The following is a 25,203-nucleotide window of genomic DNA, read 5'->3' as shown; positions in this document are numbered from 1 at the left end:
GTTCTCAGGCGGGTTTGTCCCGCATTGTGCCGCTAAAGTGGCTTGGTTGCAGCCTTTGGCGCGGGCTGCCAAGCCGATGCGGGGCGGCGCCGTTAGAATGGCGCCCATGTTTGCCAATTCCCGCACCATTGTCTCGGCCCAGTCCGATGTCCACGAACACCTGGCCGCGCGCGTCGCGCGCCACCTGGCCGAGCCGTTCCGCAAGCCCATCGGCGAAGCCAGCCGGCGCGAGCTCGGCGCGGCGCTGCAAAGCTGGCAGCAGGCCGGCGGCGCGCCGCTGATCCTGGATGCGGGCTGCGGCGTGGGCGAAAGCACGCTGCGGCTGGCGACGGCGTTCCCGGACCACTTCGTGATCGGCATCGACCAGTCCGAGAAGCGCCTGGCCGCCGGCAAGGACTGGTGGGGCGAGGCGCCGATGCCCGCCAACTTCTGCTGGGCGCGGGCCGACCTGGTCGATGCCTGGCGCCTGCTGCAGGCCGAGGCCGTGCCGGTGGCGCGCCACTACGTGCTGTACCCGAACCCGTGGCCCAAGATCGGCCACCTGGGGCGGCGCTGGCAGGGCCATGCGGTGTTCCCGGCGCTGGCTGCCTGCGGCGACTACTTGGAGTGCCGCAGCAACTGGCGCATCTATATCGATGAGTTTGTCCAGGCGCTGGCGCTGGTCGGGCGCCCGGCGCAGGTAGAGGCGTGGGCGCCGGCGCAGCCGATGACGCCGTTCGAGCGCAAGTACGGCGCATCGGGCCATGGCTTGTGGCGCTGCGTCAGCGAGCGCAAGCCCGCCTGAGCGGCTCGCCAATGAGAAACGGCCCGCGCATGCGGGCCGTCTTTTTGCCTGGCGCAGCCGGATGCGTCAGTGGAACAGCGGCTGCTGCGTCGGCGCGTCCTCGGGCAGTTCGGCGTGCACGATCTCGCCGTTGCGGTCCGCGTACAGCGGCGTGCCGCAGTCCTCGCAGTATTCCGGATCGAACAGCGCGGCGTGGCGGAAGATGTCTTCCACGCCGGCGTTGCGCAGTTCCTCGCAGATCTGCTCGAGCGGGTTGCCCTTTTCGTCGGCATCGACCTCGCCGGCTTCGCGGCCGTAGACCGGCCACACAATGCCGTAGATCACATCCTTCTCGCCGCGCATGGTGAAGCCCACGCGGTATTCCTCGACCACTTCCTCGCCGAAGGCAGCCACCACGGCGGCCAGCTGGCCGGCGGAGATGTCGAGGGTGCCGCACAGGTAGTTGACCGCGGCGCGCACGGTCAGCGGGCGGATGCTCTTGTCGGACTCGCGGCAGGACAGGAAGAAGGCGTCAGGCAGCAGCAACTCGAACTCGCAGCCCGGCAGCAGCAGCGCCACCGACGGCTGCACCTGGGTGCGCCATTGGTCGAGGCAGGTCGAGCGCTCGGCGTGGTGATCCTTGGCGTCTTCCTGCCAGCGGAACAGCGCCTGCTCGTGCGGGGCCACCACCACGGCCAGCAGGTAGCGCGGATCGGCCAGGATCGGCGCGGTCTCGGGCAGGTCGCGCAGGTCGACCTTGGGTACCGTGCCGGCCAGGGCGGCCGCGGCCAGCTTGTGCGTGAGCGCAAAGGTGTCGCTGTGCGTGCGTGGCAGCTGGTCGATGCTGTAGAGGTAGGGCGACAGCGAGACCTTGGTGCCGGTGGCCAGCACATGTGCCTGCAGGTGCACCGCCAGCGTCTGCGCCAGCTCCGGCTTGAGCGAGCCGGAGGGAATCGCGTAGCGCGTGTGCGCCAGGATCGGGGCGGCAATCAGCAGCGCGTCATAGCGCTGGCCGTCGACCTCGATGGTGGCGGATTCGGCGAGCGTCTCGGCCTGCTCGGCCAGTACGTCGGAGGCGTCTGCATTGTGCTTGAACAGGTGTTCCAGCGCCGCGTCGAGCGCGGTCTGGCTCCCGTTCTTCAGCAGGCGGCCCAGGCGCTGCGAGAGCCGCCGTTCCCAGTACGCGTCCTCCATGCGGCTGCCCGAAGCGTCGAGGGCGAGCGCATCGGCCACCAGACGCTCGGCGTCAGGGGAGAGTCGTGGGGAAGCCTTGGGGCGAAAACCTGCCATAGAAAGAAACCGTCCGTTTATGCGTAAAACGGTATTCTACTCGTTGCGTTGACACGCAGGCCGCTATATGCGTGCAGCCTGTGCGGACGCGCCCGGGCGTGCGGCTTATTTCTGGGCCGGAGCGGCGCCAGGGGCCGCGGGCGCGTGGCTCTCGACGCTGTGCGACTCGCCGGACATGGAAACGTCGCTGCCGCCCTTGGTCAGCAGGTAGAGGGCCGCGCCGGCAACCACGACGAATGCGATAAGGATCTTAACCATGGTGTCTCCTGATTCTGGATGATGCCGGGCGGACCCGGCTTCCGGTCGTGCGACCGCTGTTCTTGTGGAACACAGTGTGGCAGTACTGGCTTGCGTGGAACTTACACTCGCCCGACTTCGTTCGGGGTGATGCAAGGGGCGCAGGACACCAATGAAAAACGCCGCCTGCCTGGGCCTCGCAACGGGGCCAGGCAGGCGGCGTCAGCCTTGGCAGGCTGCGGGCGCCTCAGGTGGATCTCAGGCGGCCAGCAGCTGGCGCAACACGAACGGCAGGATGCCGCCGTGGTTGTAGTAGTCGACCTCGATCGGCGTATCGATGCGCAGCAGCACCGGCACGCGCTGCTCGTCGCCATTGGCTCGACGGATCACCAGCACCACGTCCTGCTGCGGCTTCAGGTCGCCCTCGATCCCTTCAATGTCGAAGGTCTCGTTGCCGGTGATGCCCAGCGTCTGCGCACTGTCATTGCCCTTGAACTGCAGCGGCAGCACGCCCATGCCGACCAGGTTGGAGCGGTGGATGCGCTCGAAGCTGCGTGCCACCACGGCCTTCACGCCCAGCAGCTGCGTGCCCTTGGCGGCCCAGTCGCGCGACGAGCCAGTGCCGTACTCTTCGCCGCCAAACACCACCGTGGGCGTGCCCTCGGCAACGTACTTCATGGCGGCATCGTAGATCGACATTTCGTCGCCAGTGGGCTGGTGCAGCGTGATGCCGCCTTCCACGCGCGAGCCGTCGGCCTTGGGCGGGATCATCAGGTTCTTGATGCGCACGTTGGCGAAGGTGCCGCGCATCATGACTTCATGGTTGCCGCGGCGCGAACCGTAGCTGTTGAAGTCGGCCTTCAGCACGCCGTGCGACAGCAGGTATTTGCCCGCGGGCGAGGTGTCCTTGATCGAACCGGCCGGAGAGATGTGGTCGGTCGTCACCGAATCCCCGAAGATGCCCAGCGCACGCGCCCCGCGCACGCTGGCGCTGGTGGCGGCGGGCTGCATGCTGAAGTCCTGGAAGAAGGGTGGCTCGGCGATGTACGTCGACTTGGGCCAGTCGTACACCTGGCCCTTGGTGCCCTTGATGCCGGCCCACAGCTTGCTCGGCTTCTTGACCTGTTCGTAGTTGCCCTTGAAGGTCTTGGCATCCATCGCGTACTTCATCAGTGCGTGGATTTCTTCCGAGGTCGGCCAGATATCGCCCAGGTAGATGTCGCGGCCCTTCTTGCCCTTGCCCACGGGCTCGGTCATCAGGTCGCGCGTGACATTGCCGGCGATGGCGTAGGCCACCACCAGCGGCGGCGAGGCCAGGAAGTTGGCGCGGATGTTCGGGTGGATGCGGGCTTCGAAATTGCGGTTGCCCGACAGCACGGCAGCGGCCACGAGGTCGTTCTTGGTGATGGCCTCGTTCAGCTCGGGCGTCAGGTCGCCGGCGTTGCCGATGCAGGTGGTGCAGCCATAGGCGGTCACGCCGAAGCCCAGCTTTTCCAGGTAGGGAAGCAGGCCGGCGGCCGTCAGGTATTCCGTCACCACGCGGCTGCCCGGGGCCAGCGAGGTCTTGATGTGCGGCGCCACTGTCAGGCCGGCTTCCACCGCCTTCTTGGCCAGCAGGCCGGCGCCCAGCAGCACGCTCGGGTTGGAGGTGTTGGTGCAGGACGTGATCGCGGCGATCAGCACGTCGCCGTTCTTCACCTCGAGGCCGTCGGTGGTGGTGTAGGCGCGGTCTAGGTCGGCCGCCTCCTTGTTGAAGCCGTTCTCGGCCACCGGCTTGCTGAACAGCGAGGCGAAGGTGCTCTTGACGTTGCCGATCTCGATGCGGTCCTGCGGGCGCTTCGGGCCCGCCAGCGACGGCGCCACCGTGCCCAGGTCCAGCGTCACCACCTTGCTGTAGTCGATCTCGCCGGCCTTGGGAATGCCGAACATCTTCTGTGCGCGGAAATAGCCCTCGAACGCGGCGATTTCCTCTTCGGTGCGGCCGGTGCCCTTGAAGTAGTCGATGGTCTTCTCGTCCACCGGGAAGAAGCCCATGGTGGCGCCGTATTCCGGCGCCATGTTGCCGATGGTGGCGCGGTCGGGCAGGGCCAGGCTAGCGGTGCCTTCGCCGAAGAACTCGACGAACTTGCCAACGACCTTTTCCTTGCGCAGCATCTCGGTGATGGTCAGCACCAGGTCGGTGGCGGTGACGCCTTCGCGCAGGCGGCCCTTCAGTTCCACGCCAACCACGTCCGGCGTCAGGAAATAGACCGGCTGGCCCAGCATGCCGGCCTCGGCCTCGATGCCGCCGACGCCCCAGCCCACCACGCCGATGCCGTTGATCATAGTGGTGTGCGAGTCAGTGCCGACCAGAGTGTCCGGGTAGTAGACGCCGTCTTTCTTGTGCACGCCACGGGCCAGGTATTCCAGGTTGACCTGATGCACGATGCCGAAGCCCGGCTGCACCACGCCGAAGGTATCGAACGCCTGCATGCCCCACTTCATGAACTGGTAGCGCTCGTTGTTGCGCTGGAATTCCAGCTGCATGTTCAGGTCCAGCGCCTTCTTTTCGCGGAAATGGTCGACCTGCACCGAGTGGTCGACCACCAGGTCCACCGGCACCAGCGGCTCGATCTTCTTGGGGTTCTTGCCCATCTTCTCGGCGACGTTGCGCATCGCGGCCAGGTCGGCCAGCAGCGGCACGCCGGTAAAGTCCTGCAAGACCACGCGGGCCACCACGAAGGGAATCTCGTCGACGCGCTCGGCGTTCGGCTTCCAGCTGGCCAGTTGCCTGACGTGCTCTTCGGTGACCTTCTTGCCGTCGCAGTTGCGCAGCACCGATTCCAGCACCACGCGGATCGACACCGGCAGGCGCCCGATTGCCACGTCCAGCTCCTCGCCCAACTGGGGCAGGGAGTAATACTGGCCCTTGCCGGAAGAGCCGATCTTGAATTCTTTTAGCGTGTTCTTGAGGTTGTGGGGCATTGCCGTACTCCGATCGAAGGATGATGCGATGGCATTTGGCTCGGACCTGAATCAAGACCCCGGTGCGCTGCCGCGGCATTTGACCGCGGTCCGAGGCCGGCAGCGCACTGCAACTGCATACTCTAACCGCCGCGCGGCTTTGGCGCCACCCGGCTCGGCATCCCGCTGGCCGCAACGACACCGGCCCCACAGCATGCCCGCCCGGGATTGACCGCCCGGCAAGGCAAAAAAGGGCGCTGGCGGCCGGAATTCAGCGGCCGCCAGCGCCCCGGTACGGACTTACTGCTTGGGCGCTGCGGATTGCTGGACGCCTTCCGGCACCTGCGTCGGGCCGCCCGGGGGCGTGACCAGCAGCGGGGTGGTGGCCGGGGCGCGCAGGCCGCCGGCCTGGGTCGGGGCTGCGGCGCCGGCCTGCATGGCGGCGCTCTGGCAGTCGTCGGCCAGGCGCTGGCCCAGGTTCTTGTTGAACAGCATGGCCTTGCTCGGGATCACCACCAGGTCCAGGCCGGTGCGGGCGTCGTAGTAGCGGTCGGCGCCGGTCACCGTGGGCTGGCGCGGCAGCTTGTAGTCGCGGCCTTGCCAGTGCACGGTCAGGACCTCGTCGCGCAGCATGTCGCCGGCGATATACAGGTTGTTGCCCAGTTCACACTGCCATTTTTCGCCGTTCGGCGTGACCGCGGCAGCAGCGCCGGCCGCCGCGGCGGTCCCGGCAGCTGCCTTCTTCTTGCTCGAAGCCTTCTTGGTGGTGGTCTTCTTGGCAGGTTCCTGTGCCATCACGGCGGTCGCGGTGGTCAGGCTGAATGCGCCGATGCAGGCGGCAAGGACAAGATGTTTCATTTTGTGAGTGCCTTTCGGATACTGAAATCGGTTTATGTTTCATTCGCCGCCGTCAAATCGGGCGGCGCCGGGACAAATTCCGCCGCTATTCTCTACGATTTGCCCAGGGCGGCGTAGTGCTCTGGTCTTTGGTTACATTATCGAAGGGGGCTAGTTGGCCCGGCTTCACTTGCGCTTGCCAATCGGCACAAACTTCAGGTTTTCCGGGCCAGTGTAGTTGGCACTCGGGCGGATGATCTTGTTGTCGATGCGCTGCTCGATAATGTGCGCGGCCCAGCCCGAGGTACGCGCGATCACAAACAGCGGCGTGAACATCGCTGTCGGCACGCCCATCATGTGGTAGCTCACCGCGCTGAACCAGTCCAGGTTCGGGAACATCTTCTTGATGTCCCACATCACCGTTTCCAGGCGCTCGGCGATGTCGAACATCTTCATCGAGCCGGCATCCTTCGACAGCTTCTTCGCCACTTCCTTGATCACCTGGTTGCGCGGGTCGCCGGTGGTGTACACCGGGTGGCCGAAGCCGATCACAACTTCCTTGTTCTCGACGCGGCGGGTGATGTCGGCCTGGGCCTCGTCCGGGTTGTCGTAGCGCTTCTGGATCTCGAACGCGACCTCGTTGGCGCCGCCGTGCTTGGGGCCGCGCAGCGCGCCGATGGCGCCGCTGATCGACGAATACATGTCCGAACCCGTGCCGGCGATTACGCGCGCGGCGAAGGTCGAGGCGTTGAACTCGTGCTCGGCGTACAGGTTCAGCGAGGTGTTCATGGCGCGCTCCCACAGTGCCGACGGCTTCTCGCCGTGCAGCAGGTGCAGGAAGTGGCCACCGATGGAGTCATCGTCGGTTTCCACCTCGATACGGCGGCCGTTGTGGCTGTAGTGATACCAGTACAGCAGCATCGAGCCCAGGCTGGCCATCAGGCGGTCGGCGATGTCGCGCGCGCCCGGGGTGTTGTGGTCTTCCTTCTCCGGCAGCACGGTGCCCAGCACCGACACGCCGGTGCGCATCACGTCCATCGGGTGGGCGCTGGCGGGCACCCATTCGAGCGCGGCCTTCACATTGGCAGGCAGGCCGCGCAGGCTCTTGAGCTTGGCCTTGTAGGCGGCCAGTTCGGATTTGGTCGGCAGCTTGCCGTGCACCAGCAGGTGGGCGATCTCCTCGAACTCGCAGGTCTCGGCGATGTCGAGGATGTCGTAGCCGCGGTAGTGCAGGTCGTTGCCGGTGCGGCCGACGGTGCACAGCGCGGTATTGCCGGCGGTCACGCCCGACAGGGCGACGGATTTCTTGACCCGGGGCGCGGCTGGCTCGCTGCCCGTGGCGTCGGGTGCGGCGGCGGGTGCGGCGAACTTCGAGGCGGACATCCGTGTCTCCTTGGGCGCTGCCCTGATTGATTTTTGGTATGGGTATCGCTTCAGGCGAAGAACAGCGCTTCCACATTGGCCGGCAGCGGCGTGCCGGTGGCCTGCGCGCGCTGCAGCAGCGACCAGTAGTAGCGGTAGCTGGCGCGGTCGTGCAACTGGCCGTCGTGGCGGATCGGGGCCCAGTTGTTCTCGTGCGCCGCCAGCAGGATCTGGCTGGCCGCGCCGATTTCGTCGGCGCCCGGGCGGAACGCCGCCACGATCGGTGCGATCTGTCCCGGATGGATGCTCCACTTGCGCAGGTAGCCGAACTCGCTGCGCGCGCGCAGCGCATCGTCGCCGGCGCGCTGCGGCGCCTGCACGTCGGTGCTGACGTTGTGCGACGGCACCTTGCCGTGGCGGTGGCAGGCGGCAGAAATCTCCAGCATGGCGCGGCGGATCAGCGGGTGTTCGAACTGCTGCGGCGAGCGCATGGCTTCGCCCGGGATGGCGCCATGATGGGCCGAGACAAAGTCCATCAGGCCGAAGCTCAGGCATTCCACCTGCACCAGCGCGGCAATATCGAAGGCCTGTTCCAGCGCGGCGTGGGTCTCGACCAGCACATGGATCGGGATATGCCGGGCGATGCCGGCATTGCGCGCCACCTGGTTGACGTGATCGGTCACGCGCGCGACCTCGACCACGTCGGTGACCTTGGGCACCACCACATAGGCCAGGCGCGCGCCGGCTGCACGCACCAGCACGTCGACGTCTTCGCGCCAGCTCGGGTGGGCCGGGTCATGGATGCGCACGCCGACGCGGTTGTGGGCATTGAGCGGGCTGTTGACCAGCTGCGCGCACAGCTCGGCATGCTCGCGCTCACGGCCGACGGCGGCGCCGTCCTCGCAGTCGAAGGTGATGTCGAAGACCGGGCCAAGCTCTTGTTGCAGGGCAAGCGATTTGCGCATCAGCTTTTCGCTGCCCGCGTAGTGGTCACACACCGGCAACTGGACCGGGATGGCTTCGCCCTGGAACAAGACCTCGGAAGGATGCACGTTGATTCGGATAGGTTTGGGTTGACGGGGGAGAGCAGGGGCCATCGTAGCCCCTGGATATTAAAAAACCGGGGTCCGCGCTGATTCGTGAATCGTTGCGGAACCCCGGTCTTTCCTCGAGCGATCGGAGGATCAGCCCAGCAGGTGCTGCACGCCGGCCTTTTCTTCTTCCAGTTCGTTCAGGGTGATATTGATCTTTTCCTGGCTGTAGGCGTCGATCTCCAGACCCTTGACGATCTCGTACTTGCCGTTGGCGGTGGTCACCGGGTAGCCGAACATGGTGTCGGCCGGGATGCCGTACTCACCGTTCGACGGGATGCCCATGGTGACGACCTTGCCGTTGGTGCCCAGCACCCAGTCGCGCACGTGGTCGATGGCAGCGTTGGCGGCCGAAGCAGCCGACGACAGGCCACGCGCTTCGATGATGGCGGCGCCGCGCTTGCCGACGGTCGGCAGGAACACGTCGTTGTTCCACACCGGGTCGTTGATCAGGTCCTTGACGCTCTTGCCGTCGACGGTGGCATAGCGGTAGTCGGCGTACATGGTCGGGCTGTGGTTGCCCCACACGAACAGCTTCTCGATCGACGACACCGGCTTGCCGGTCTTGGCGGCGATTTGCGACAGGGCACGGTTGTGGTCCAGGCGCAGCATCGCGGTAAAGTTCTCGCGCGGCAGGTTCGGGGCCGACTTCATGGCGATGTAGGCGTTGGTGTTGGCCGGGTTGCCGACCACCAGCACCTTGACGTTGCGGCTGGCGACTTCGTCCAGCGCCTTGCCCTGCACCGTGAAGATCTGGGCATTGGCTTCGAGCAGGTCCTTGCGCTCCATGCCCTTGCTGCGCGGACGGGCGCCAACCAGCAGGGCCACGTCGGCGTCCTTGAAGGCAACCTTGGGGTCGTCGGTGATGACCACGCCGGCCAGCAGCGGGAATGCGCAGTCTTCCAGTTCCATCACCACGCCCTTGACGGCTTGCTGGGCTTGCGGGAGGTCGAGCAGTTGGAGGATGACCGGCTGGTCTTTGCCCAGCATGTCGCCATTGGCGATGCGGAACAGCAGGGAGTAGCCGATCTGGCCAGCGGCGCCGGTCACTGCGACGCGCATTGGGGCTTTAGCCATGAGTAAATCTCCAAACGATAGAAGGGGGGAAGCCGGTCGGTGGCATGCCGTTGCCGTAACAAGGGGCGCGGCGGGTCACCGGGTGCTGGTTGTCGCCACAGCGGGAAGCGGCCGTCCGCCGGAGCCAGGTGGCGGGGCCACGGGGCGGAACCGGTGAGGAGAGCCACAACGGGTCATGGTGATGCAACAAAGCGTTAGTCTACTGCGAAGCGAGGCGCCATTTCCAGACCGGAGCACTGCCGTCCGGTATCCTGGCTGCTGCTGGCGGGCCTGGGAGGGCCATCGCGGGCGTGGACCAGCGCGAGTGTAGGTCGGGCCTCTCACGATGTCAATTCATATGTCTTATATAAGACATAAGACAATTAACGTAAGGCTGGACGTATCTTGCCCTTTTGTGGTGAAATCCCGCTATGTCCTCCCTGCCTACGTCCCTGACCGGCGCAGCCGCACCCGGCGCGCCGGAATCTGGCGCCGCCACGCCTGGCGCCGGGACGCAGCCGCCTTCTTCGCCGCCCGCGCCTGTGCCGCACGCGGCCCCGCAATCTGGCCCCACCTCTGGTCTGCAGTCCGTGCCGTCGCCTACCTTCAGCCCGCTCTACCAGCAGATCAAGGCGCTGATCACGCGCAGCCTGCAATCCGGCGAATGGAAGCCCGGCGAGATGATCCCCAGCGAAATGGAGCTGGCCTCCCGCTACAAGGTCAGCCAGGGCACGGTGCGCAAGGCCATCGACGAACTCGCCGCCGAGAACCTGGTGGCGCGCCGGCAGGGCAAGGGCACCTTCGTGACCACGCACCATGAAGACGTGGTCAAGTTCCGCTTCCTGCGCCTCGTCCCCGACGAAGGCGAACCCCATTATGGCGCCAGCCGCGTGCTGGAATGCAAGCGCCTGCGCGCCCCCGCCGAAATTGCCCGGCTGCTCGACATCCGCACCGGCGACAGCGTGGTGCAGATCCGCCGCGTGCTGAATTTCTCGGGCGAGTCGACCGTGCTGGACGAAATCTGGCTGCTCGGCGCCAACTTCAAGGGCCTCACCGCTGAAAAGCTGACCGAGTGGAAGGGCCCCATGTATGCATTGTTCGAGGCCGAGTTCGGCACGCGCATGATCCGCGCCTCGGAGAAGATCCGCGCCGTGCCCGCCGATGAAACGGCGGCCGAGTTGCTGTCTGTCCCGGTAGGCTCGCCGCTGCTGTCAGTCGAGCGGGTGTCGTACACCTATGGCGACCGCCCCGTCGAAGTGCGCCGCGGCCTGTATGTGACTACGCGGCACTATTACCAGAACGACCTGAGCTGACGCCGGCGCATGGCATGATGCGCCCGCTGGCGTTGATTATTGTGGCTTTCGTCATGACGGTGCGGGCTGTTGCGCAGCGCGGGTGAAGGTTGCGCCTGATTGCCGGCGGATGTGATTAGTGTGCGATTGTCGGGCGGTACGTGTTGGTGCCTGATAGCTGAAAATTATTGGTGCAGCGCGCAACAAAGGCGCTAAAATCTCATGGATTTGCCCTAATGCATCCCGTTGCATGCAGGGCAATGGCAGTTTCGTTTTTTGTTTACCGCAAAATGGGGTCTCGCATGGCTGAAGCCGTCAAACAAGCCAGGCCGGAGTACCGGAATATCGGTATCGCGCAAATTGCGCGCTACCGGTTGCCCTGGGCCGGCAAGGTATCCATCCTGCATCGCGTGAGCGGTGCGTTGATGTTCCTCCTCCTTCCCTTCGTCCTGTATCTGTTTGAGCAGAGCATCACTTCGGAACTGAGCTTCGCAAAGTTCTCGGCGCTTCTGTCCGGCGGCTTCGTCAAGCTGGTTCTGCTGGTCCTGATCTGGGGTTATCTGCATCACTTCTGCGCGGGTATCCGTTTCCTGCTGCTGGACGTGCACGTCGGCGTTTCCAAGCCGGCCTCGGCCAAGTCTGCCATCGGCGTGCTGGTTGTGAGCCTGCTGCTTACCCTGATTTTCGGCCTGAAGCTGTTCGGCCTGTTCTGAGGAGAATCAAGGTGGCAAAAAATAATATCGGTCCCAAGCGTCTTGTCGTCGGTGCGCACTACGGCCTGAAAGACTGGCTGGCGCAGCGCGTCACGGCCGTGATCATGGTGGTCTTCACCGTGGTCCTGGCCATTGCCTTCCTGCTGTCGAACGGCGCTTCGTATGAAGCGTGGGCAGGGCTCTTCTCCAACCAGTGGATGAAGATCATCACGTTCCTGACCATCCTGTCGCTGCTGTATCACGCCTGGATCGGCGTGCGCGACATCTGGATGGACTATGTGCGTCCGATGGCCGTGCGCCTCGTGCTGCAAGTTCTTACGATTCTGTGGCTCGTCGGTTGCGCGGGCTACGCTGCTCAGATTCTCTGGAGGGTGTAATAAATGGTCGCAGTCAAGACTGGATTGCCGCGTCGCCGTTTCGACGTGGTCATCGTCGGTGCTGGCGGCGCCGGGATGCGCGCATCCCTCCAGCTCGCGGAAGCCGGCCTGAACGTGGCCGTGCTGTCCAAGGTGTTCCCGACGCGCTCGCACACGGTGGCGGCACAGGGCGGCATCGGCGCTTCGCTGGGGAACATGAGCGAAGACAACTGGCACTACCACTTCTACGACACCATCAAGGGCTCGGACTGGCTGGGTGACCAGGACGCCATCGAGTTCATGTGCCGTGAAGCCCCGAAGGTCGTGTACGAGCTCGAACACTTCGGCATGCCGTTCGACCGCAATCCCGACGGCACCATCTACCAGCGTCCGTTCGGCGGCCACACCGCCAACTACGGTGAAAAGCCGGTGCAGCGCGCCTGCGCCGCGGCTGACCGTACCGGCCACGCACTGCTGCACACGCTGTACCAGCGCAACGTGCGCGCCAAGACCCACTTCTTCGTCGAGTGGATGGCGCTGGACCTGATCCGCGACCAGGACGGCGACGTGCTGGGCGTGACCGCGCTGGAAATGGAAACCGGCGAGGTCTACATCCTCGAGGCCAAGACCACGCTGTTCGCGACCGGCGGTGCCGGCCGCATCTACGCCGCTTCCACCAACGCCTTCATCAACACCGGTGACGGCCTGGGCATGGCAGCGCGCGCAGGCGTGCCGCTGGAAGACATGGAATTCTGGCAGTTCCACCCGACCGGTGTGGCCGGCGCGGGCGTGCTGATCACCGAAGGCGTGCGCGGCGAAGGCGGTATCCTGCGCAACAAGGACGGCGAGCGCTTCATGGAGCGCTATGCCCCGACGCTGAAGGACCTGGCGCCGCGTGACTTCGTCTCGCGCTCGATGGACCAGGAAATCAAGGAAGGCCGCGGCTGCGGCCCGAACGGCGACTACGTGCTGCTCGACCTGACCCACGTCGGTGCCGAGACTATCATGAAGCGCCTGCCGTCGATCCGCGAAATCGGCATGAAGTTCGCCAACGTCGACGCGATCAAGGAACCGATCCCGGTGGTCCCGACCATCCACTACCAGATGGGCGGTATCCCGACCAACTATCACGGCCAGGTCGTGGTGCCGAAGAACGGCAACCCGAACGAAGTCCTGAACGGTTTCTACGCGATCGGCGAATGCTCGTGCGTGTCGGTGCACGGCGCCAACCGCCTGGGCACCAACTCGCTGCTCGACCTGGTGGTGTTCGGTCGCGCCGCCGGCAACCACATCATTGCGCAGAACCTGAAGCAGAAGGAACACAAGCCGCTGCCGGCCGATGCCGCCGACCTCGCGATGTCGCGCCTGGCCAAGCTGCAAGGGACGACCTCGGGCGAATACACCCAGGACGTCGCCAACGACATTCGCAAGAACATGCAGTCGCATGCGGGCGTGTTCCGTACGCAGAAGCTGATGGACGAAGGCGTCGAGCGCATCCTGGAAGTCTCCGAGCGCGCCAACAACATCCACCTGAAGGACAAGTCCAAGGTCTTCAACACCGCGCTGGTGGAAGCCCTGGAAGTGGCCAACCTGGTGGAAGTGGCCAAGGCCACCATGATCTCGGCGGCGGCTCGCAAGGAATCGCGCGGTGCCCACGCGCACAGCGACTTCCCGAATCGCGATGACCAGAACTGGCTCAAGCACACGCTGTTCTACAGCGAAGGCAACCGCCTCGACTACAAGCCGGTGAAGATGGAACCGCTGACGGTGGAAAGCGTGCCGCCGAAGGCCCGTACCTTCTGAGCACCGCATCGTAGAGATAACAGGACCCACAGAAATGAAGCGTATTTTCGAAGTCTACCGCTACGATCCGGACAAGGATGCGGCACCGCGCATGCAGACCTACGAGGTCGAGCTGGACGGTCACGAGCGCATGCTGCTGGACGCGCTGGTCAAGCTGAAGAAGCTGGACGAGACCATCTCGTTCCGCCGTTCGTGCCGCGAAGGCGTGTGCGGCTCGGACGCGATGAACATCAACGGCAAGAACGGCCTGGCCTGCCTGACCAATATGCGCGAGCTGCCGGACCGCATCGTGCTGCGTCCGCTGCCCGGCCTGCCGGTGGTGCGCGACCTGATCGTCGACATGACGAACTTCTTCAAGCAGTACAACTCGATCAAGCCGTTCCTGATCAACGACGAGCCGCCGCCTGAGAAAGAGCGCCTGCAGTCGCCGGAAGAGCGTGACGAGCTGGACGGCCTGTACGAGTGCATTCTCTGCGCCAGCTGCTCGACGTCGTGCCCGTCGTTCTGGTGGAATCCGGACAAGTTCGTCGGCCCCGCCGGCCTGCTGCAGGCTTACCGCTTCATCGCGGACAGCCGCGACCAGGCCACCAGCGAGCGTCTGGACAACCTGAACGACCCGTACCGCCTGTTCCGTTGCCACAGCATCATGAACTGCGTCGATGTGTGCCCGAAGGGTCTGAACCCGACCAAGGCCATCGGCAAAATCAAGGAGCTGATGGTCCGCCGCGCGGTCTGACCCTGCGGCTGTCTGCAGTAGTTGTAAGCGGCACGTCAGCCCGAGCGGCTATATCGGGTTGGCGTGCCGGAAGTAGGAAGCCATGACTGAGAGTCCTGCCACCACCTTCTCCCATCAGGCCGATCCGCACAAGCGCGCCCGCCTGCGCTGGCGCGCCCGCCGCGGCCTTCTGGAGAACGACATCATCGTCGAACGTTTTTTCAACCGTTACGAGGAGAGCCTGTCCGACGAGGACGTGGCTTCGCTGAGCGTGCTGTTCGAACTCAGCGACAACGAGTTGATGGACCTGCTCCTTGCGCGCAAGGAACTGGACGGTGAGCTCGACACGCCCCCGATGCAGCGAGTGATCACCCTGCTGCGTACGGTCTGAGTTTTGGTCAACATTATTATTCACAGCATTTGAAGGATCCGACATGACGCCGTCCGATGTGAAAGCCACGCTATCGTTCTCCGATGGTTCCCCCAGCGTTGAGCTGCCGATTTACACGGGTACCGTTGGCCCGGATGTAATCGACATTCGCAAGCTGTACGGACAGACCGGTAAGTTCACTTACGACCCCGGTTTCATGTCGACGGCTTCGTGCAATTCCAAGATCACCTATATCGACGGTGACAAGGGCGAGCTGCTGTACCGCGGCTACCCGATCGAGCAGCTGGCGCAGAAGTGCAACCACCTCGAAGTCTGCTACCTGCTGCTCAAGGGCGAGCTGCCCAACGCCAAGCAGAAGGATGAATTCACCGGCCACGTGATGAACCACACCATGGTTCATGAGCAGCTGCAGTTCTTCATGCGCGGTTTCCGCCGCGATGCGCACCCGATGGCCGTGCTGACGGGCCTGGTGGGTGCCATGAGCGCGTTCTACCACGACGCGATGGACATCGATGATCCGCACCAGCGCGAGATCTCGGCCATCCGCCTGATCGCCAAGATGCCGACCATGGTCGCCATGGCGTACAAGTACAACATCGGCCAGCCGTACATCTATCCGCAGAACGACCTGTCCTACTCGGGCAACTTCCTGCGCATGCTGTTCGGCACGCCGTGCGCCCCGTACACCGTGAACCCGGTGCTGGAGCGTGCGCTGGACCGCATCTTCATCCTGCACGCCGACCACGAGCAGAATGCCTCGACCTCGACCGTGCGCCTGGCCGGTTCGTCGGGCACAAACCCGTTCGCAGCCATCGCCGCCGGCGTGGCCTGCCTGTGGGGCCCGGCCCACGGCGGCGCCAACGAAGCCGCGCTGAAGATGCTGGAAGAAATCGGCAGCGTCGACAACATCAACGAGTTCATCAAGCAGGTCAAGGACAAGAACTCGGGCGTGCGCCTGATGGGCTTTGGCCACCGCGTGTACAAGAACTACGATCCGCGCGCCAAGCTGATGCGCGAAACCTGCCATGAAGTGCTGGAAGAGCTGGGCCTGCACAACGACCCGCTGTTCAAGCTGGCCATGGAACTGGAAAAGATCGCCCTGGAAGACGAGTACTTCGTCAGCCGCAAGCTGTACCCGAACGTCGACTTCTACTCGGGCATCGTCCAGCGCGCGCTGGGTATCCCGACCTCGCTGTTCACCTGCATCTTCGCGCTGGCCCGTACCCCGGGCTGGATCTCGCAGTGGGAAGAGATGATTACCGATCCGGAATACAAGATCGGTCGTCCGCGCCAGCTGTTTGTTGGCGCAGCTACCCGCGACGTGCCGGACGTTGCCAAGCGCTGATCGCTGGCTTTTCATCCGGCTGCGCAATGCAGCAATCACAAACGCCCCGGCCCGCCGGGGCGTTTGTGTTTCTGGGCCGGAGCGCCTTGTGCGTCGCAGCAGGGCAGGCAGCAGGAAATTGCCGGATAAGTGGTGAGAACGCCAATTTGCGGAGAATTGTGTCTCAGTCTGTCAATTCAGTTCCGCATTTGTTGTGCGATTTTCGCCTGCGGCAGGAAATTTGACCCTATAATGCGGGCTGCTTTGCCGACGGCAGCCGGGCCACCCTTCCGGCGTGCGGTGCGGCAAGCGGGGCAGGCGAATCGCTTGCGCAATAGAGAACGCATCAAACGTTGTCTTTCCGAACCTTGGTCCCGATATCCCAGCGGGACTGACACATGCCGGGCCCCGCATTCGCTGTCTCTTCCTTGCAGGCCCGTCTTCCGCGTCTCGGGCGTCTTTATTCGTAGTCCGCGGGTGTTGTTCGATTGCGCAGGTCACACCGTTTTTGCCCGGTTGACCCAAACATAAATCGAGGAGCTCCTGATGACGCTGTCCCGTCTTACGTCCATCTCGCTGGCCACCATGCTGGCCACCTTTGGCGTCGCTGCTAACGCCGAAACCGTGAAGATCGCCATTGCCGGCCCGATGAGTGGCTCGGTGGCGCAGTATGGCGACATGGTCAAGGCCGGTGCGCTGACCGCCATCGAACAGATCAATGCAGCTGGCGGCGCCGGCGGCAACAAGTTCGAAGTGGTGATGATGGACGACGCCTGCGAGCCGAAGCAGGCCGTGGCGGTTGCCAACAAGATCGTCAGCCAGAACATCAAGTACGTGATCGGCCACGTCTGCTCGGGTTCGACCATCCCGGCTTCGGACATCTACGAGAACGAAGGCATCGTCATGGTGACGCCGTCAGCCACCGCGCCGCAGCTGACCGAGACCAAGAAGCGCAAGTTCATCTTCCGCACCATCGGCCGCGACGACCAGCAGGGCCCGGCCGCTGCCCAGTACATCATCAGCAAGGTCAAGCCGAAGAAGGTTGCGGTGCTGCACGACAAGCAGTCGTACGGCCAGGGCATCGCCAGCTCGGTGAAGAAGGACTTGGAAGCCGCCAAGATCCCGGTGGCCGTGTTCGAAGGCATCAACGCCGGCGATTCGGATTACTCCGCCGTTATCACCAAGCTCAAGTCGCAGGGCGTGGACTTCGTCTACTTCGGCGGCTACCACCCGGAAATGGGGCTGCTGCTGCGCCAGGCGCGCGAGCAGGGCGTCAAGGCCACCTTCATGGGCCCCGAGGGCGTGGGCAACAAGGACGTGACCGCGATTGCCGGCCCGTCGTCGGAGGGCATGCTGGTGACGCTGCCGGCCGACTTCTCGGCCGATCCGGCCAACGCCGCGCTGGTGAAGGCCTTTGCCGACAAGAAGCGTGACGCCAACGGCCCGTTCCAGATGCCGGCCTATGCCGCCGTCAAGATCATTGGCGACGCCATTGCCGGCGCCAAGAGCACCGACCCGGCCAAGGTTGCGGCGTACATGCACAAGAACGCCTTCACCACCCCGATCGGCAAGGTCGAGTACGACGACAAGGGCGACCTGAAGTCCTTCAAGTTCGTGGTCTACACCTGGCACAAGGACGCCAGCAAGACGGCCGCCAACTAAGCCGGCGCTTTCCCACGCACACGCCCCGCCCGGACCCCGGGCGGGGCGTTCTGGTATCGGGCTTCAAGTTCCTGAGGCTTCCCCAATGAATGAATTCCTTCCACAGTTCACCCAGCAGCTGGTCAATGGCCTGACGCTGGGTGCGATCTATGCGCTGATCGCCATCGGCTACACAATGGTCTACGGCATCATCGGCATGATCAATTTCGCGCACGGCGAGATTTACATGATCGGTGCCTATGTCGGCCTGGTCACGCTCACCGCGATCGGCGCCCAGGCAGGCTACCCCCTGCCGCTGGTGCTGGGCGCCGCCTTGCTGGTCTCGGTGCTGGTCACCGGGGTGTACGGCTATGCGGTCGAGCGGGTGGCATACCGGCCCTTGCGGGGCGGACCGCGGCTGGTGCCGCTGATCTCGGCCATCGGCATGTCGATCTTCCTGCAGAACTATGTCCAGATCGGGCAGGGCGCGCGCGACGTGTCCGTGCCGGTGCTGATCTCGGGCGCCATCGAGTTCCAGATGGGCAGCGACTTCACCGTGACGGTGCCGTACTCGCGCCTGCTGATCGTCGGCGTGACGCTGGTGCTGATGATCGCGCTGACGCTGTTTATCGGCCGTTCGCGCATGGGCCGTGCCTGCCGCGCCTGCGCCGAAGACATGCGCATGGCCAACCTGCTGGGCATCGATACCAACAAGGTGATTTCCTTCACCTTCGTGCTGGGTGCGATGCTGGCGGCGGTGGGCGGCGTGCTGATCGGCCTGACCATCGGCAAGCTCAATCCCTTTATCGGCTTTATCGCCGGCATCAAGGCCTTTACCGCGGCGGTGCTGGGCGGCATCGGCAGCATCCCGGGCGCGATGCTCGGCGGCGTGCTGCTGGGCCTGGCGGAGACCTTCGCCTCGGGCTATATGCCGGCCGAGTACAAGGACGTGGTTGCGTTCAGCCTGCTGGTGCTGGTGCTGCTGTTCCGTCCGACCGGGCTGCTGGGCAAGCCTGATGTCGAAAAGGTCTGAGGGAGGACGAGACCATGACCAACAAAATTAGCGCGATGCCCGCGGGGCAAGCCGCCCGCGCGGCCGCACCCGGGCAATCGCTGAAGAACGCGATCTTCGCGGCCGTGATGACGGCCATCCTCACCATTCCCATCCTGGGCCTGCAGCTCAAGCTGGAAGGCTACAAGGTCGTGCTCGAGCCGCACTGGCGGCCGGTGTGGATCGCCGTGGCGGCGGTGTTCCTGTTCCAGTTGTTCAAGCCGCTGCTGTCGCGTGCCGGCAGCGCCGTGCGCCTGCCGTCGGTGCCGCAACTCGGGGCGCGCCAGCAGCGCGTGGCGGTTTGGGTGCTGCTCGCGATCGGGCTGGTGTGGCCGTTCTTTGGCTCGCGCGGCGCGGTCGACGTGGCCACGCTGGCGCTGATCTACGTGATCCTGGGGCTGGGCCTGAATATCGTGGTGGGCTATGCCGGCCTGCTCGACCTGGGCTATGTCGGCTTCTACGCGATCGGCGGCTATAGCTATGCGCTGCTGAACCAGTACTTCGGGCTGGGCTTCTGGGAATGCCTGCCGATCGCCGCGGCAATGTCGGCGACCTTCGGCTTTATCCTTGGCTTCCCGGTGCTGCGGTTGCGAGGAGACTATCTGGCGATCGTGACGCTGGGCTTCGGCGAGATCATCCGCCTGCTGGCCAACAACCTGACCAGCCTGACCGGCGGCCCGGACGGCGTCTCGGGCATCCCGAAGCCGACCGTGTTCGGCATCGAAATGGCGCGCAGTGCGAGCGTGGAGGGCACCAGGACTTTCCATGACCTGATCGGCCTGGACTACAGCGGCCAGCACATGGTGATCTTCCTGTACCTGCTGGCGCTGCTGCTGGTTGGCTTCACGCTGTTCGTCACCAGCCGCCTGATCCGCATGCCGATGGGCCGCGCCTGGGAAGCGCTGCGTGACGACGAGATCGCGTGCCGTTCGCTGGGCATGAACCCGACCCGCATCAAGCTGTCGGCGTTCACGCTGGGCGCATCGTTCGCCGGCATCGGCGGCGCGTTCTTCGCGGCGCGCCAGGGGCTGGTCAATCCGGAATCGTTCACCTTTATCGAGTCGGCGCTGATCCTCGCCGTGGTGGTGCTGGGCGGCATGGGCTCGCAGCTGGGCGTGATCCTGGCGGCGATCCTGCTGACGGTGCTGCCCGAAGTGGCGCGCGGCTTCGCCGAATACCGCATGCTGATCTTCGGCCTGGTGATGGTGCTGATGATGATGTGGCGTCCGCAGGGCCTGCTGCCCGCGAGCCGTCCCCACGTGGAGTTGCCGCGATGACCAATGTGCAACAAGCGGTGCAAGCAGCCGAGCTGCTGAAAGTCTCCGGCCTGCAGATGCGCTTCGGCGGCTTGCTGGCCGTCGATGGCATCGATTTCGATGTTCGCAAGGATGAGGTCTTCGCCATCATCGGCCCCAACGGTGCCGGCAAGACCACGGTGTTCAACTGCGTGGGCGGCTTCTACAAGCCGACCGCGGGCGATGTCACGCTCGACGGCCGCGACATTGCCGGCCTGCCCAGCCACAAGGTGGCGCGCCAGGGCCTGGTGCGGACCTTCCAGAATATCCGCCTGTTCAAGTCGCTGACAGTGGTGGAAAACCTGCTGGTCGCGCAGCACCTGCAGGTGCAGTCCGGCATCCTGCGAGGCCTGTTCGCCACGCCGGCCTACCGGCGCGCCGAGCGCGAGGCGCTGGAGCGCGCCGCGGTCTGGCTGGAGCGCATGGGCCTGACCAAGGTCGCCAACCGCGAGGCCGGCACGCTGTCGTACGGCCACCAGCGCCGGCTGGAGATCGCGCGCTGCATGATCACCAAGCCGCGCCTGCTGATGCTGGACGAGCCCGCCGCCGGCCTGAACCCGCAGGAGAAGATCGAGCTGCAGCAGCTGATCGACCAGCTGCGGCGCGAGTTCGGCATCTCGGTGCTGCTGATCGAGCACGACATGAGCCTGGTGATGGGCGTGTCCGACCGCATCCTGGTGATGGAGCACGGCAAGCCGATCGTGATTGGCAAGCCGGAGCAAGTGCGCAACGACCCGCGCGTGATCAAGGCCTACCTGGGAGAGGACTGATGCTGAAGCTGGAACAGGTCCATACCCACTACGGCGCCGTCGAGGCGCTGTCGGGCGTATCGATCGAAGTCAACAAGGGGGAGATCGTCACCCTGATCGGCAGCAACGGCGCCGGCAAGACGACGCTGATGATGACCGTATGCGGCACGCCGCGCGCGTCCAGCGGGCGCGTGACGTTCGAAGGGCAGGACATCACCAACCGGTCCACACACGAGATCATGCGGCTGGGCATGGCGATCTCGCCCGAGGGCCGGCGCGTGTTTCCGAGCCTGACGGTGCTGGAGAACCTGAAGATGGGCGCTTTTTTCGCCAGGCGCGACGAGATCGAGGCGGGCATCGAACACGTCTTCAAGCTGTTCCCGCGCCTGAACCAGCGCGCCAGCCAGCGCGCCGGCACCATGTCGGGCGGCGAGCAGCAGATGCTGGCGATCGGCCGCGCGCTGATGAGCCGGCCGCGCCTGCTGCTGCTGGACGAGCCCACGCTTGGGCTGGCGCCGCTGATCATCGCGCAGATCTTCGACATCATTCGCACCATTCGTGACGAAGGCGTCACTGTGTTCCTGGTCGAGCAGAACGCCAACAAGGCGCTGCAGGTGGCGGACCGCGGCTATGTGCTTGAAACCGGCAAGGTGGTGCTGGCCGATACCGGCGCCAACCTGCTGGCCAACGACCGGATCAAGGCCGCCTACCTGGGCGGCTGATCCTGAGAGGCCGCCGCCTCAGCCGCCCCCCAGGCGGGGCGACGGCCTTTTCCTTTTCGCCATCCGCGAAATCCCCCTTTCGCCAATCACATTACATCGCAGCCGCCGCCCGGGCCGGACAGGGGGCTGAGTGCCGCACCCCCTGTGGCATAATCGATTGCCAAGTCAAGCATTGCCGCAACGCTTGAAATAACGCTCGCTTCAGGCGGCTTCCGGCGCGATCATCGCTATTGCCCCCCGTGTTCGCCACCGCGACCGAAGCGAACAAAAACCCCTGCAAACTACTGCGCGGTCACCGCGGACTTCTCCTGCAAAGGGTTGGTCCTCCGGCCCGCCATCGCATCATGGCCAAGACGCTCTACGACAAACTCTGGGATGACCACACCGTCCACGTCGAGGAAGACGGCACCACGCTGCTCTATATCGACCGCCACCTGCTGCATGAAGTGACCAGCCCGCAGGCGTTTGAAGGGCTGAAGCTGGCGGAGCGTCCGGTATGGCGCATCAGCGCCAACCTGGCCGTGTCGGACCACAACGTGCCGACCACCGACCGCAGCCAGGGCATTGCCGATCCGGTGTCGAAGCTGCAGGTCGACACGCTGGACGCGAACTGCGACAGCTTTGGCATCACCCAGTTCAAGATGAACGACCACCGCCAGGGCATCGTGCACGTGATCGGGCCGGAGCAGGGCGCCACGCTGCCGGGCATGACGGTGGTGTGCGGCGACTCGCATACCAGCACGCACGGCGCTTTCGGCGCGCTGGCGCACGGCATCGGCACCTCGGAAGTGGAGCACGTGCTGGCCACGCAGACGCTGCTGGGCAAGAAGGCCAGGAACATGCTGGTCAAGGTGGAAGGCAAGCTGCCGCGCGGCTGCACCGCCAAGGACATCGTGCTGGCCGTGATCGGCAAGATCGGCACCGCGGGCGGCACCGGCTACACCATCGAGTTCGCCGGCTCGGCCATCCGCGACCTGACCATGGAAGGCCGCATGACGGTCTGCAACATGGCTATCGAAGCCGGTGCGCGCGCCGGCCTGGTGGCGGTGGACGACGTCACGCTCGAATACGTGAAGGGCCGCCCCTACGCGCCGCAGGGCGTGGAGTGGGAGCAGGCCGTGGCCTACTGGCGCACGCTGCATTCGGATGCCGGTGCCAAGTTCGACCAGGTGGTCGAGCTGCGCGCTGAAGACGTCCGTCCGCAGGTGACCTGGGGCACCTCGCCGGAAATGGTGATCAGCATCGAAGACCGCGTGCCGGATCCCGAGAAGGAAAAGGACCCGAACAAGCGCAACGCGATGGAGCGCGCGCTGGAGTACATGGGTCTGCAGCCCAACGTGCCGGTCGAGAGCATCAATATCGACAAGGTCTTCATCGGTTCCTGCACCAACAGCCGCATCGAAGACATGCGCGCCGCTGCGTGGGTGGTGCAGAAGCTGGGCCGCAAGGTTGCTGCCAACGTGAAGCTGGCGATGGTGGTACCGGGTTCGGGCCTGGTCAAGGAACAGGCCGAGCGCGAAGGCCTGGACAAGATCTTCAAGGCCGCCGGCTTTGAGTGGCGCGAGCCGGGCTGCTCGATGTGCCTGGCGATGAATGCCGACCGCCTCGATCCGGGCGAGCGTTGCGCCTCGACTTCGAACCGCAACTTCGAAGGCCGCCAGGGCGCGGGCGGGCGCACGCATCTGGTGAGCCCGGCGATGGCAGCGGCCGCCGCCATCGAAGGCCATTTCGTCGATATCCGCAAGCTGGGCTGAGGAAGTAAGGAAAGAGACATGGACAAGTTCACCGTACACAACGGCCTCGTGGCGCCGCTCGACCGCGAAAACGTCGACACCGACGCCATCATCCCGAAGCAGTTCCTGAAGTCGATCCAGCGCACCGGCTTCGGCCCCAACCTGTTCGACGAGTGGCGCTACAAGGACGTCGGCCAGCCCGGCATGGACAACAGCAAGCGTCCGCTGAACCCGGACTTCGTGCTGAACCAGCCGCGCTACCAGGGCGCATCGATCCTGCTGGCCCGCCGCAACTTCGGCTGCGGCAGCTCGCGCGAGCATGCGCCGTGGGCGCTGACGCAATATGGCTTCCGCGCCGTGATCGCGCCCAGCTTTGCCGACATCTTCTTCAACAACTGCTACAAGAACGGCCTGCTGCCGGTGGTGCTGACCGAACAGCAGGTCGATCACCTCTTCAACGAGACCAACGCCTTCAACGGCTATAAGCTGACCATCGACCTGGACAAGCAGGTGGTGCTGACGACGGGCGGCCAGGCGTATGAGTTCGACATCGCCCCGTTCCGCAAGTACTGCATGCTGAACGGCTTCGACGATATCGGCCTGACCCTGCGCCACGCCGACAAGATCAAGGCCTATGAGGCCGAGCGCGTGGCGAAGATGCCGTGGCTGAACAACCGCCTGGTCGGATAAGACTCAAGAGGAAAGACAACAATGAAGATCGCAGTCCTGCCGGGTGACGGCATTGGTCCTGAAATCATCGCGGAGGCCGTCAAGGTCCTGAACGCGCTCGACGAGAAGTTCGAACTGGAAACCGCCCCGGTGGGCGGCGCCGGCTACGAGGCCGAAGGCCATCCGCTGCCGGAGAACACCCTGAAGCTGGCCAAGGAAGCCGACGCCATCCTGTTCGGCGCCGTCGGCGACTGGAAGTACGACAGCCTGGAGCGCCCGCTGCGTCCGGAGCAGGCCATCCTGGGCCTGCGCAAGCACCTGCAGCTGTTCGCCAATTTCCGTCCGGCGATCTGCTATCCGGAACTGACCGGCGCCTCCAGCCTGAAGCCCGAGCTGGTGGCCGGCCTGGACATCCTGATCGTGCGCGAACTGAACGGCGACATCTACTTCGGCCAGCCGCGCGGCGTGCGCGAAGCGCCGGATGGCCTGTTCAAGGGCGCGCGCGAAGGCTTCGACACCATGCGTTACAGCGAGCCGGAAATCCGTCGCATCGCGCACGTGGCGTTCCAGGCCGCGGCCAAGCGCGGCAAGAAGCTGTGCAGCGTCGACAAGGCCAACGTGCTCGAGACCTTCCAGTTCTGGAAGGACATCGTGATCGAGGTGCACAAGGAGTACCCGGAGGTCGAGCTGTCGCACATGTACGTCGACAACGCGGCCATGCAGCTGGTCAAGGCGCCCAAAAGCTTCGACGTGATCGTCACCGGCAATATGTTCGGCGACATCCTGTCGGATGAGGCCGCCATGCTGACCGGCTCCATCGGCATGCTGCCGTCGGCGTCGCTGGATGCCAACAACAAGGGCCTGTACGAGCCGTCGCACGGCTCGGCGCCGGACATCGCCGGCAAGGGCGTGGCCAATCCGCTGGCCACCATCCTGTCGGCGGCGATGATGCTGCGCTACTCGCTGAACCGCGCCGAGCAGGCCGACCGAATCGAGAACGCCGTCAAGAAGGTGCTGGCCCAGGGCTACCGCACCGGCGACATCCTGACGCCGGGTTGCAAGCAGGTCGGCACCCGCGAGATGGGCGACGCGGTGCTGGCGGCACTGTAAGTCACACCGGAAGGGGGCGGTGCGCAGGTAGTGCCCCCTTTGTCTGATTTGTCCCCTTTA

23 protein-coding genes are annotated in these 25,203 nt (G+C 64.8%); 16 read left to right on the top strand and 7 right to left on the bottom strand.

Features of this window, described 5'->3' with window-relative positions; all coding sequences use genetic code 11:
- Positions 1-97 precede the first annotated feature (97 nt).
- Positions 98-784: a tRNA (guanosine(46)-N(7))-methyltransferase TrmB gene (locus KB879_RS25115; protein ID WP_211979983.1), complete on the top strand. Its 687-nt coding sequence runs from the start codon at positions 98-100 to the stop codon at positions 782-784.
- Positions 785-850: 66 nt separating this feature from the next.
- Here KB879_RS25115 and KB879_RS25110 read toward each other — a convergent pair whose 3' ends face one another.
- From KB879_RS25110 to KB879_RS25080, 7 genes are all read right to left on the bottom strand, one after another.
- Positions 851-2,053 (bottom strand): DUF2863 family protein, encoded by a 1,203-nt coding sequence (locus tag KB879_RS25110; protein WP_013957431.1) that lies wholly within the window; start codon positions 2,051-2,053, stop codon positions 851-853.
- A 105-nt stretch (positions 2,054-2,158) separates the two neighbouring features.
- The gene (locus tag KB879_RS25105; protein WP_013957430.1) at positions 2,159-2,311 is read right to left on the bottom strand and encodes a hypothetical protein; all 153 of its coding nucleotides are present in this window, start codon (positions 2,309-2,311) and stop codon (positions 2,159-2,161) included.
- A gap of 237 nt (positions 2,312-2,548) precedes the next feature.
- Positions 2,549-5,254, bottom strand: a complete 2,706-nt coding sequence (acnA, locus tag KB879_RS25100; protein WP_211979982.1) for an aconitate hydratase AcnA — start codon at positions 5,252-5,254, stop codon at positions 2,549-2,551.
- 279 nt (positions 5,255-5,533) lie between these two features.
- The gene (locus tag KB879_RS25095) at positions 5,534-6,091 is read right to left on the bottom strand and encodes a hypothetical protein (RefSeq protein WP_211979981.1); all 558 of its coding nucleotides are present in this window, start codon (positions 6,089-6,091) and stop codon (positions 5,534-5,536) included.
- A 165-nt stretch (positions 6,092-6,256) separates the two neighbouring features.
- Entirely contained in the window at positions 6,257-7,453 is a 1,197-nt protein-coding gene (gene prpC / locus KB879_RS25090; RefSeq protein WP_211979980.1) for a 2-methylcitrate synthase, read from the bottom strand.
- A 50-nt stretch (positions 7,454-7,503) separates the two neighbouring features.
- Positions 7,504-8,484: a CoA ester lyase gene (locus KB879_RS25085; RefSeq protein WP_211979979.1), complete on the bottom strand. Its 981-nt coding sequence runs from the start codon at positions 8,482-8,484 to the stop codon at positions 7,504-7,506.
- Positions 8,485-8,616: 132 nt separating this feature from the next.
- Complete coding sequence (locus tag KB879_RS25080) at positions 8,617-9,600, bottom strand: malate dehydrogenase (RefSeq protein ID WP_010814614.1); 984 nt, start codon at positions 9,598-9,600, stop codon at positions 8,617-8,619.
- Between the two features lie 410 nt (positions 9,601-10,010).
- Here KB879_RS25080 and KB879_RS25075 point away from each other — a divergent pair, with 410 nt between their 5' ends.
- From KB879_RS25075 to leuB, 15 genes are all read left to right on the top strand, one after another.
- The gene (locus tag KB879_RS25075) at positions 10,011-10,892 is read left to right on the top strand and encodes a GntR family transcriptional regulator (RefSeq protein ID WP_211979978.1); all 882 of its coding nucleotides are present in this window, start codon (positions 10,011-10,013) and stop codon (positions 10,890-10,892) included.
- A gap of 281 nt (positions 10,893-11,173) precedes the next feature.
- Entirely contained in the window at positions 11,174-11,584 is a 411-nt protein-coding gene (sdhC, locus tag KB879_RS25070; RefSeq protein WP_010814616.1) for a succinate dehydrogenase, cytochrome b556 subunit, read from the top strand.
- Positions 11,585-11,595: 11 nt separating this feature from the next.
- Positions 11,596-11,961, top strand: coding sequence for a succinate dehydrogenase, hydrophobic membrane anchor protein (sdhD, locus tag KB879_RS25065; RefSeq protein ID WP_211979977.1), 366 nt, complete (start codon positions 11,596-11,598; stop codon positions 11,959-11,961).
- Between the two features lie 3 nt (positions 11,962-11,964).
- Positions 11,965-13,743: a succinate dehydrogenase flavoprotein subunit gene (gene sdhA / locus KB879_RS25060; RefSeq protein WP_013957424.1), complete on the top strand. Its 1,779-nt coding sequence runs from the start codon at positions 11,965-11,967 to the stop codon at positions 13,741-13,743.
- Positions 13,744-13,777: 34 nt separating this feature from the next.
- Positions 13,778-14,479 carry a succinate dehydrogenase iron-sulfur subunit gene (locus KB879_RS25055; protein WP_011298473.1) on the top strand — a complete coding sequence of 234 codons (702 nt, stop codon included), beginning with the start codon at positions 13,778-13,780 and terminating at the stop codon, positions 14,477-14,479.
- A gap of 82 nt (positions 14,480-14,561) precedes the next feature.
- Positions 14,562-14,849, top strand: coding sequence for a succinate dehydrogenase assembly factor 2 (locus KB879_RS25050; protein ID WP_013957423.1), 288 nt, complete (start codon positions 14,562-14,564; stop codon positions 14,847-14,849).
- A 43-nt stretch (positions 14,850-14,892) separates the two neighbouring features.
- Positions 14,893-16,194, top strand: coding sequence for a citrate synthase (gene gltA / locus KB879_RS25045; protein WP_013957422.1), 1,302 nt, complete (start codon positions 14,893-14,895; stop codon positions 16,192-16,194).
- Positions 16,195-16,719: 525 nt separating this feature from the next.
- Positions 16,720-17,835, top strand: a complete 1,116-nt coding sequence (locus tag KB879_RS25040; protein ID WP_211979976.1) for a branched-chain amino acid ABC transporter substrate-binding protein — start codon at positions 16,720-16,722, stop codon at positions 17,833-17,835.
- Between the two features lie 85 nt (positions 17,836-17,920).
- The gene (gene livH, locus KB879_RS25035) at positions 17,921-18,847 is read left to right on the top strand and encodes a high-affinity branched-chain amino acid ABC transporter permease LivH (RefSeq protein WP_010814623.1); all 927 of its coding nucleotides are present in this window, start codon (positions 17,921-17,923) and stop codon (positions 18,845-18,847) included.
- Positions 18,848-18,861: 14 nt separating this feature from the next.
- Positions 18,862-20,142 (top strand): high-affinity branched-chain amino acid ABC transporter permease LivM, encoded by a 1,281-nt coding sequence (locus KB879_RS25030; protein ID WP_013957420.1) that lies wholly within the window; start codon positions 18,862-18,864, stop codon positions 20,140-20,142.
- Positions 20,139-20,930, top strand: coding sequence for a high-affinity branched-chain amino acid ABC transporter ATP-binding protein LivG (livG, locus tag KB879_RS25025; RefSeq protein WP_013957419.1), 792 nt, complete (start codon positions 20,139-20,141; stop codon positions 20,928-20,930). The genes KB879_RS25030 and livG overlap by 4 nt, the downstream gene beginning before the upstream one ends.
- Positions 20,930-21,631 (top strand): ABC transporter ATP-binding protein, encoded by a 702-nt coding sequence (locus KB879_RS25020; protein WP_013957418.1) that lies wholly within the window; start codon positions 20,930-20,932, stop codon positions 21,629-21,631. Before livG ends, KB879_RS25020 begins: the two co-directional genes overlap by 1 nt.
- 344 nt (positions 21,632-21,975) lie before the next feature.
- Positions 21,976-23,385: a 3-isopropylmalate dehydratase large subunit gene (gene leuC / locus KB879_RS25015; protein WP_013957417.1), complete on the top strand. Its 1,410-nt coding sequence runs from the start codon at positions 21,976-21,978 to the stop codon at positions 23,383-23,385.
- An 18-nt stretch (positions 23,386-23,403) separates the two neighbouring features.
- Complete coding sequence (gene leuD, locus KB879_RS25010; RefSeq protein WP_211979975.1) at positions 23,404-24,054, top strand: 3-isopropylmalate dehydratase small subunit; 651 nt, start codon at positions 23,404-23,406, stop codon at positions 24,052-24,054.
- Between the two features lie 21 nt (positions 24,055-24,075).
- Positions 24,076-25,143: a 3-isopropylmalate dehydrogenase gene (gene leuB / locus KB879_RS25005; protein ID WP_013957415.1), complete on the top strand. Its 1,068-nt coding sequence runs from the start codon at positions 24,076-24,078 to the stop codon at positions 25,141-25,143.
- Positions 25,144-25,203 lie beyond the last annotated feature (60 nt).

Source organism: Cupriavidus sp. KK10 (assembly GCF_018223725.1).
Lineage (GTDB): Bacteria > Pseudomonadota > Gammaproteobacteria > Burkholderiales > Burkholderiaceae > Cupriavidus > Cupriavidus necator.
Note: the sequence above shows the minus strand (reverse complement) of the source record. Positions and strands in the feature narration are given on the sequence as shown.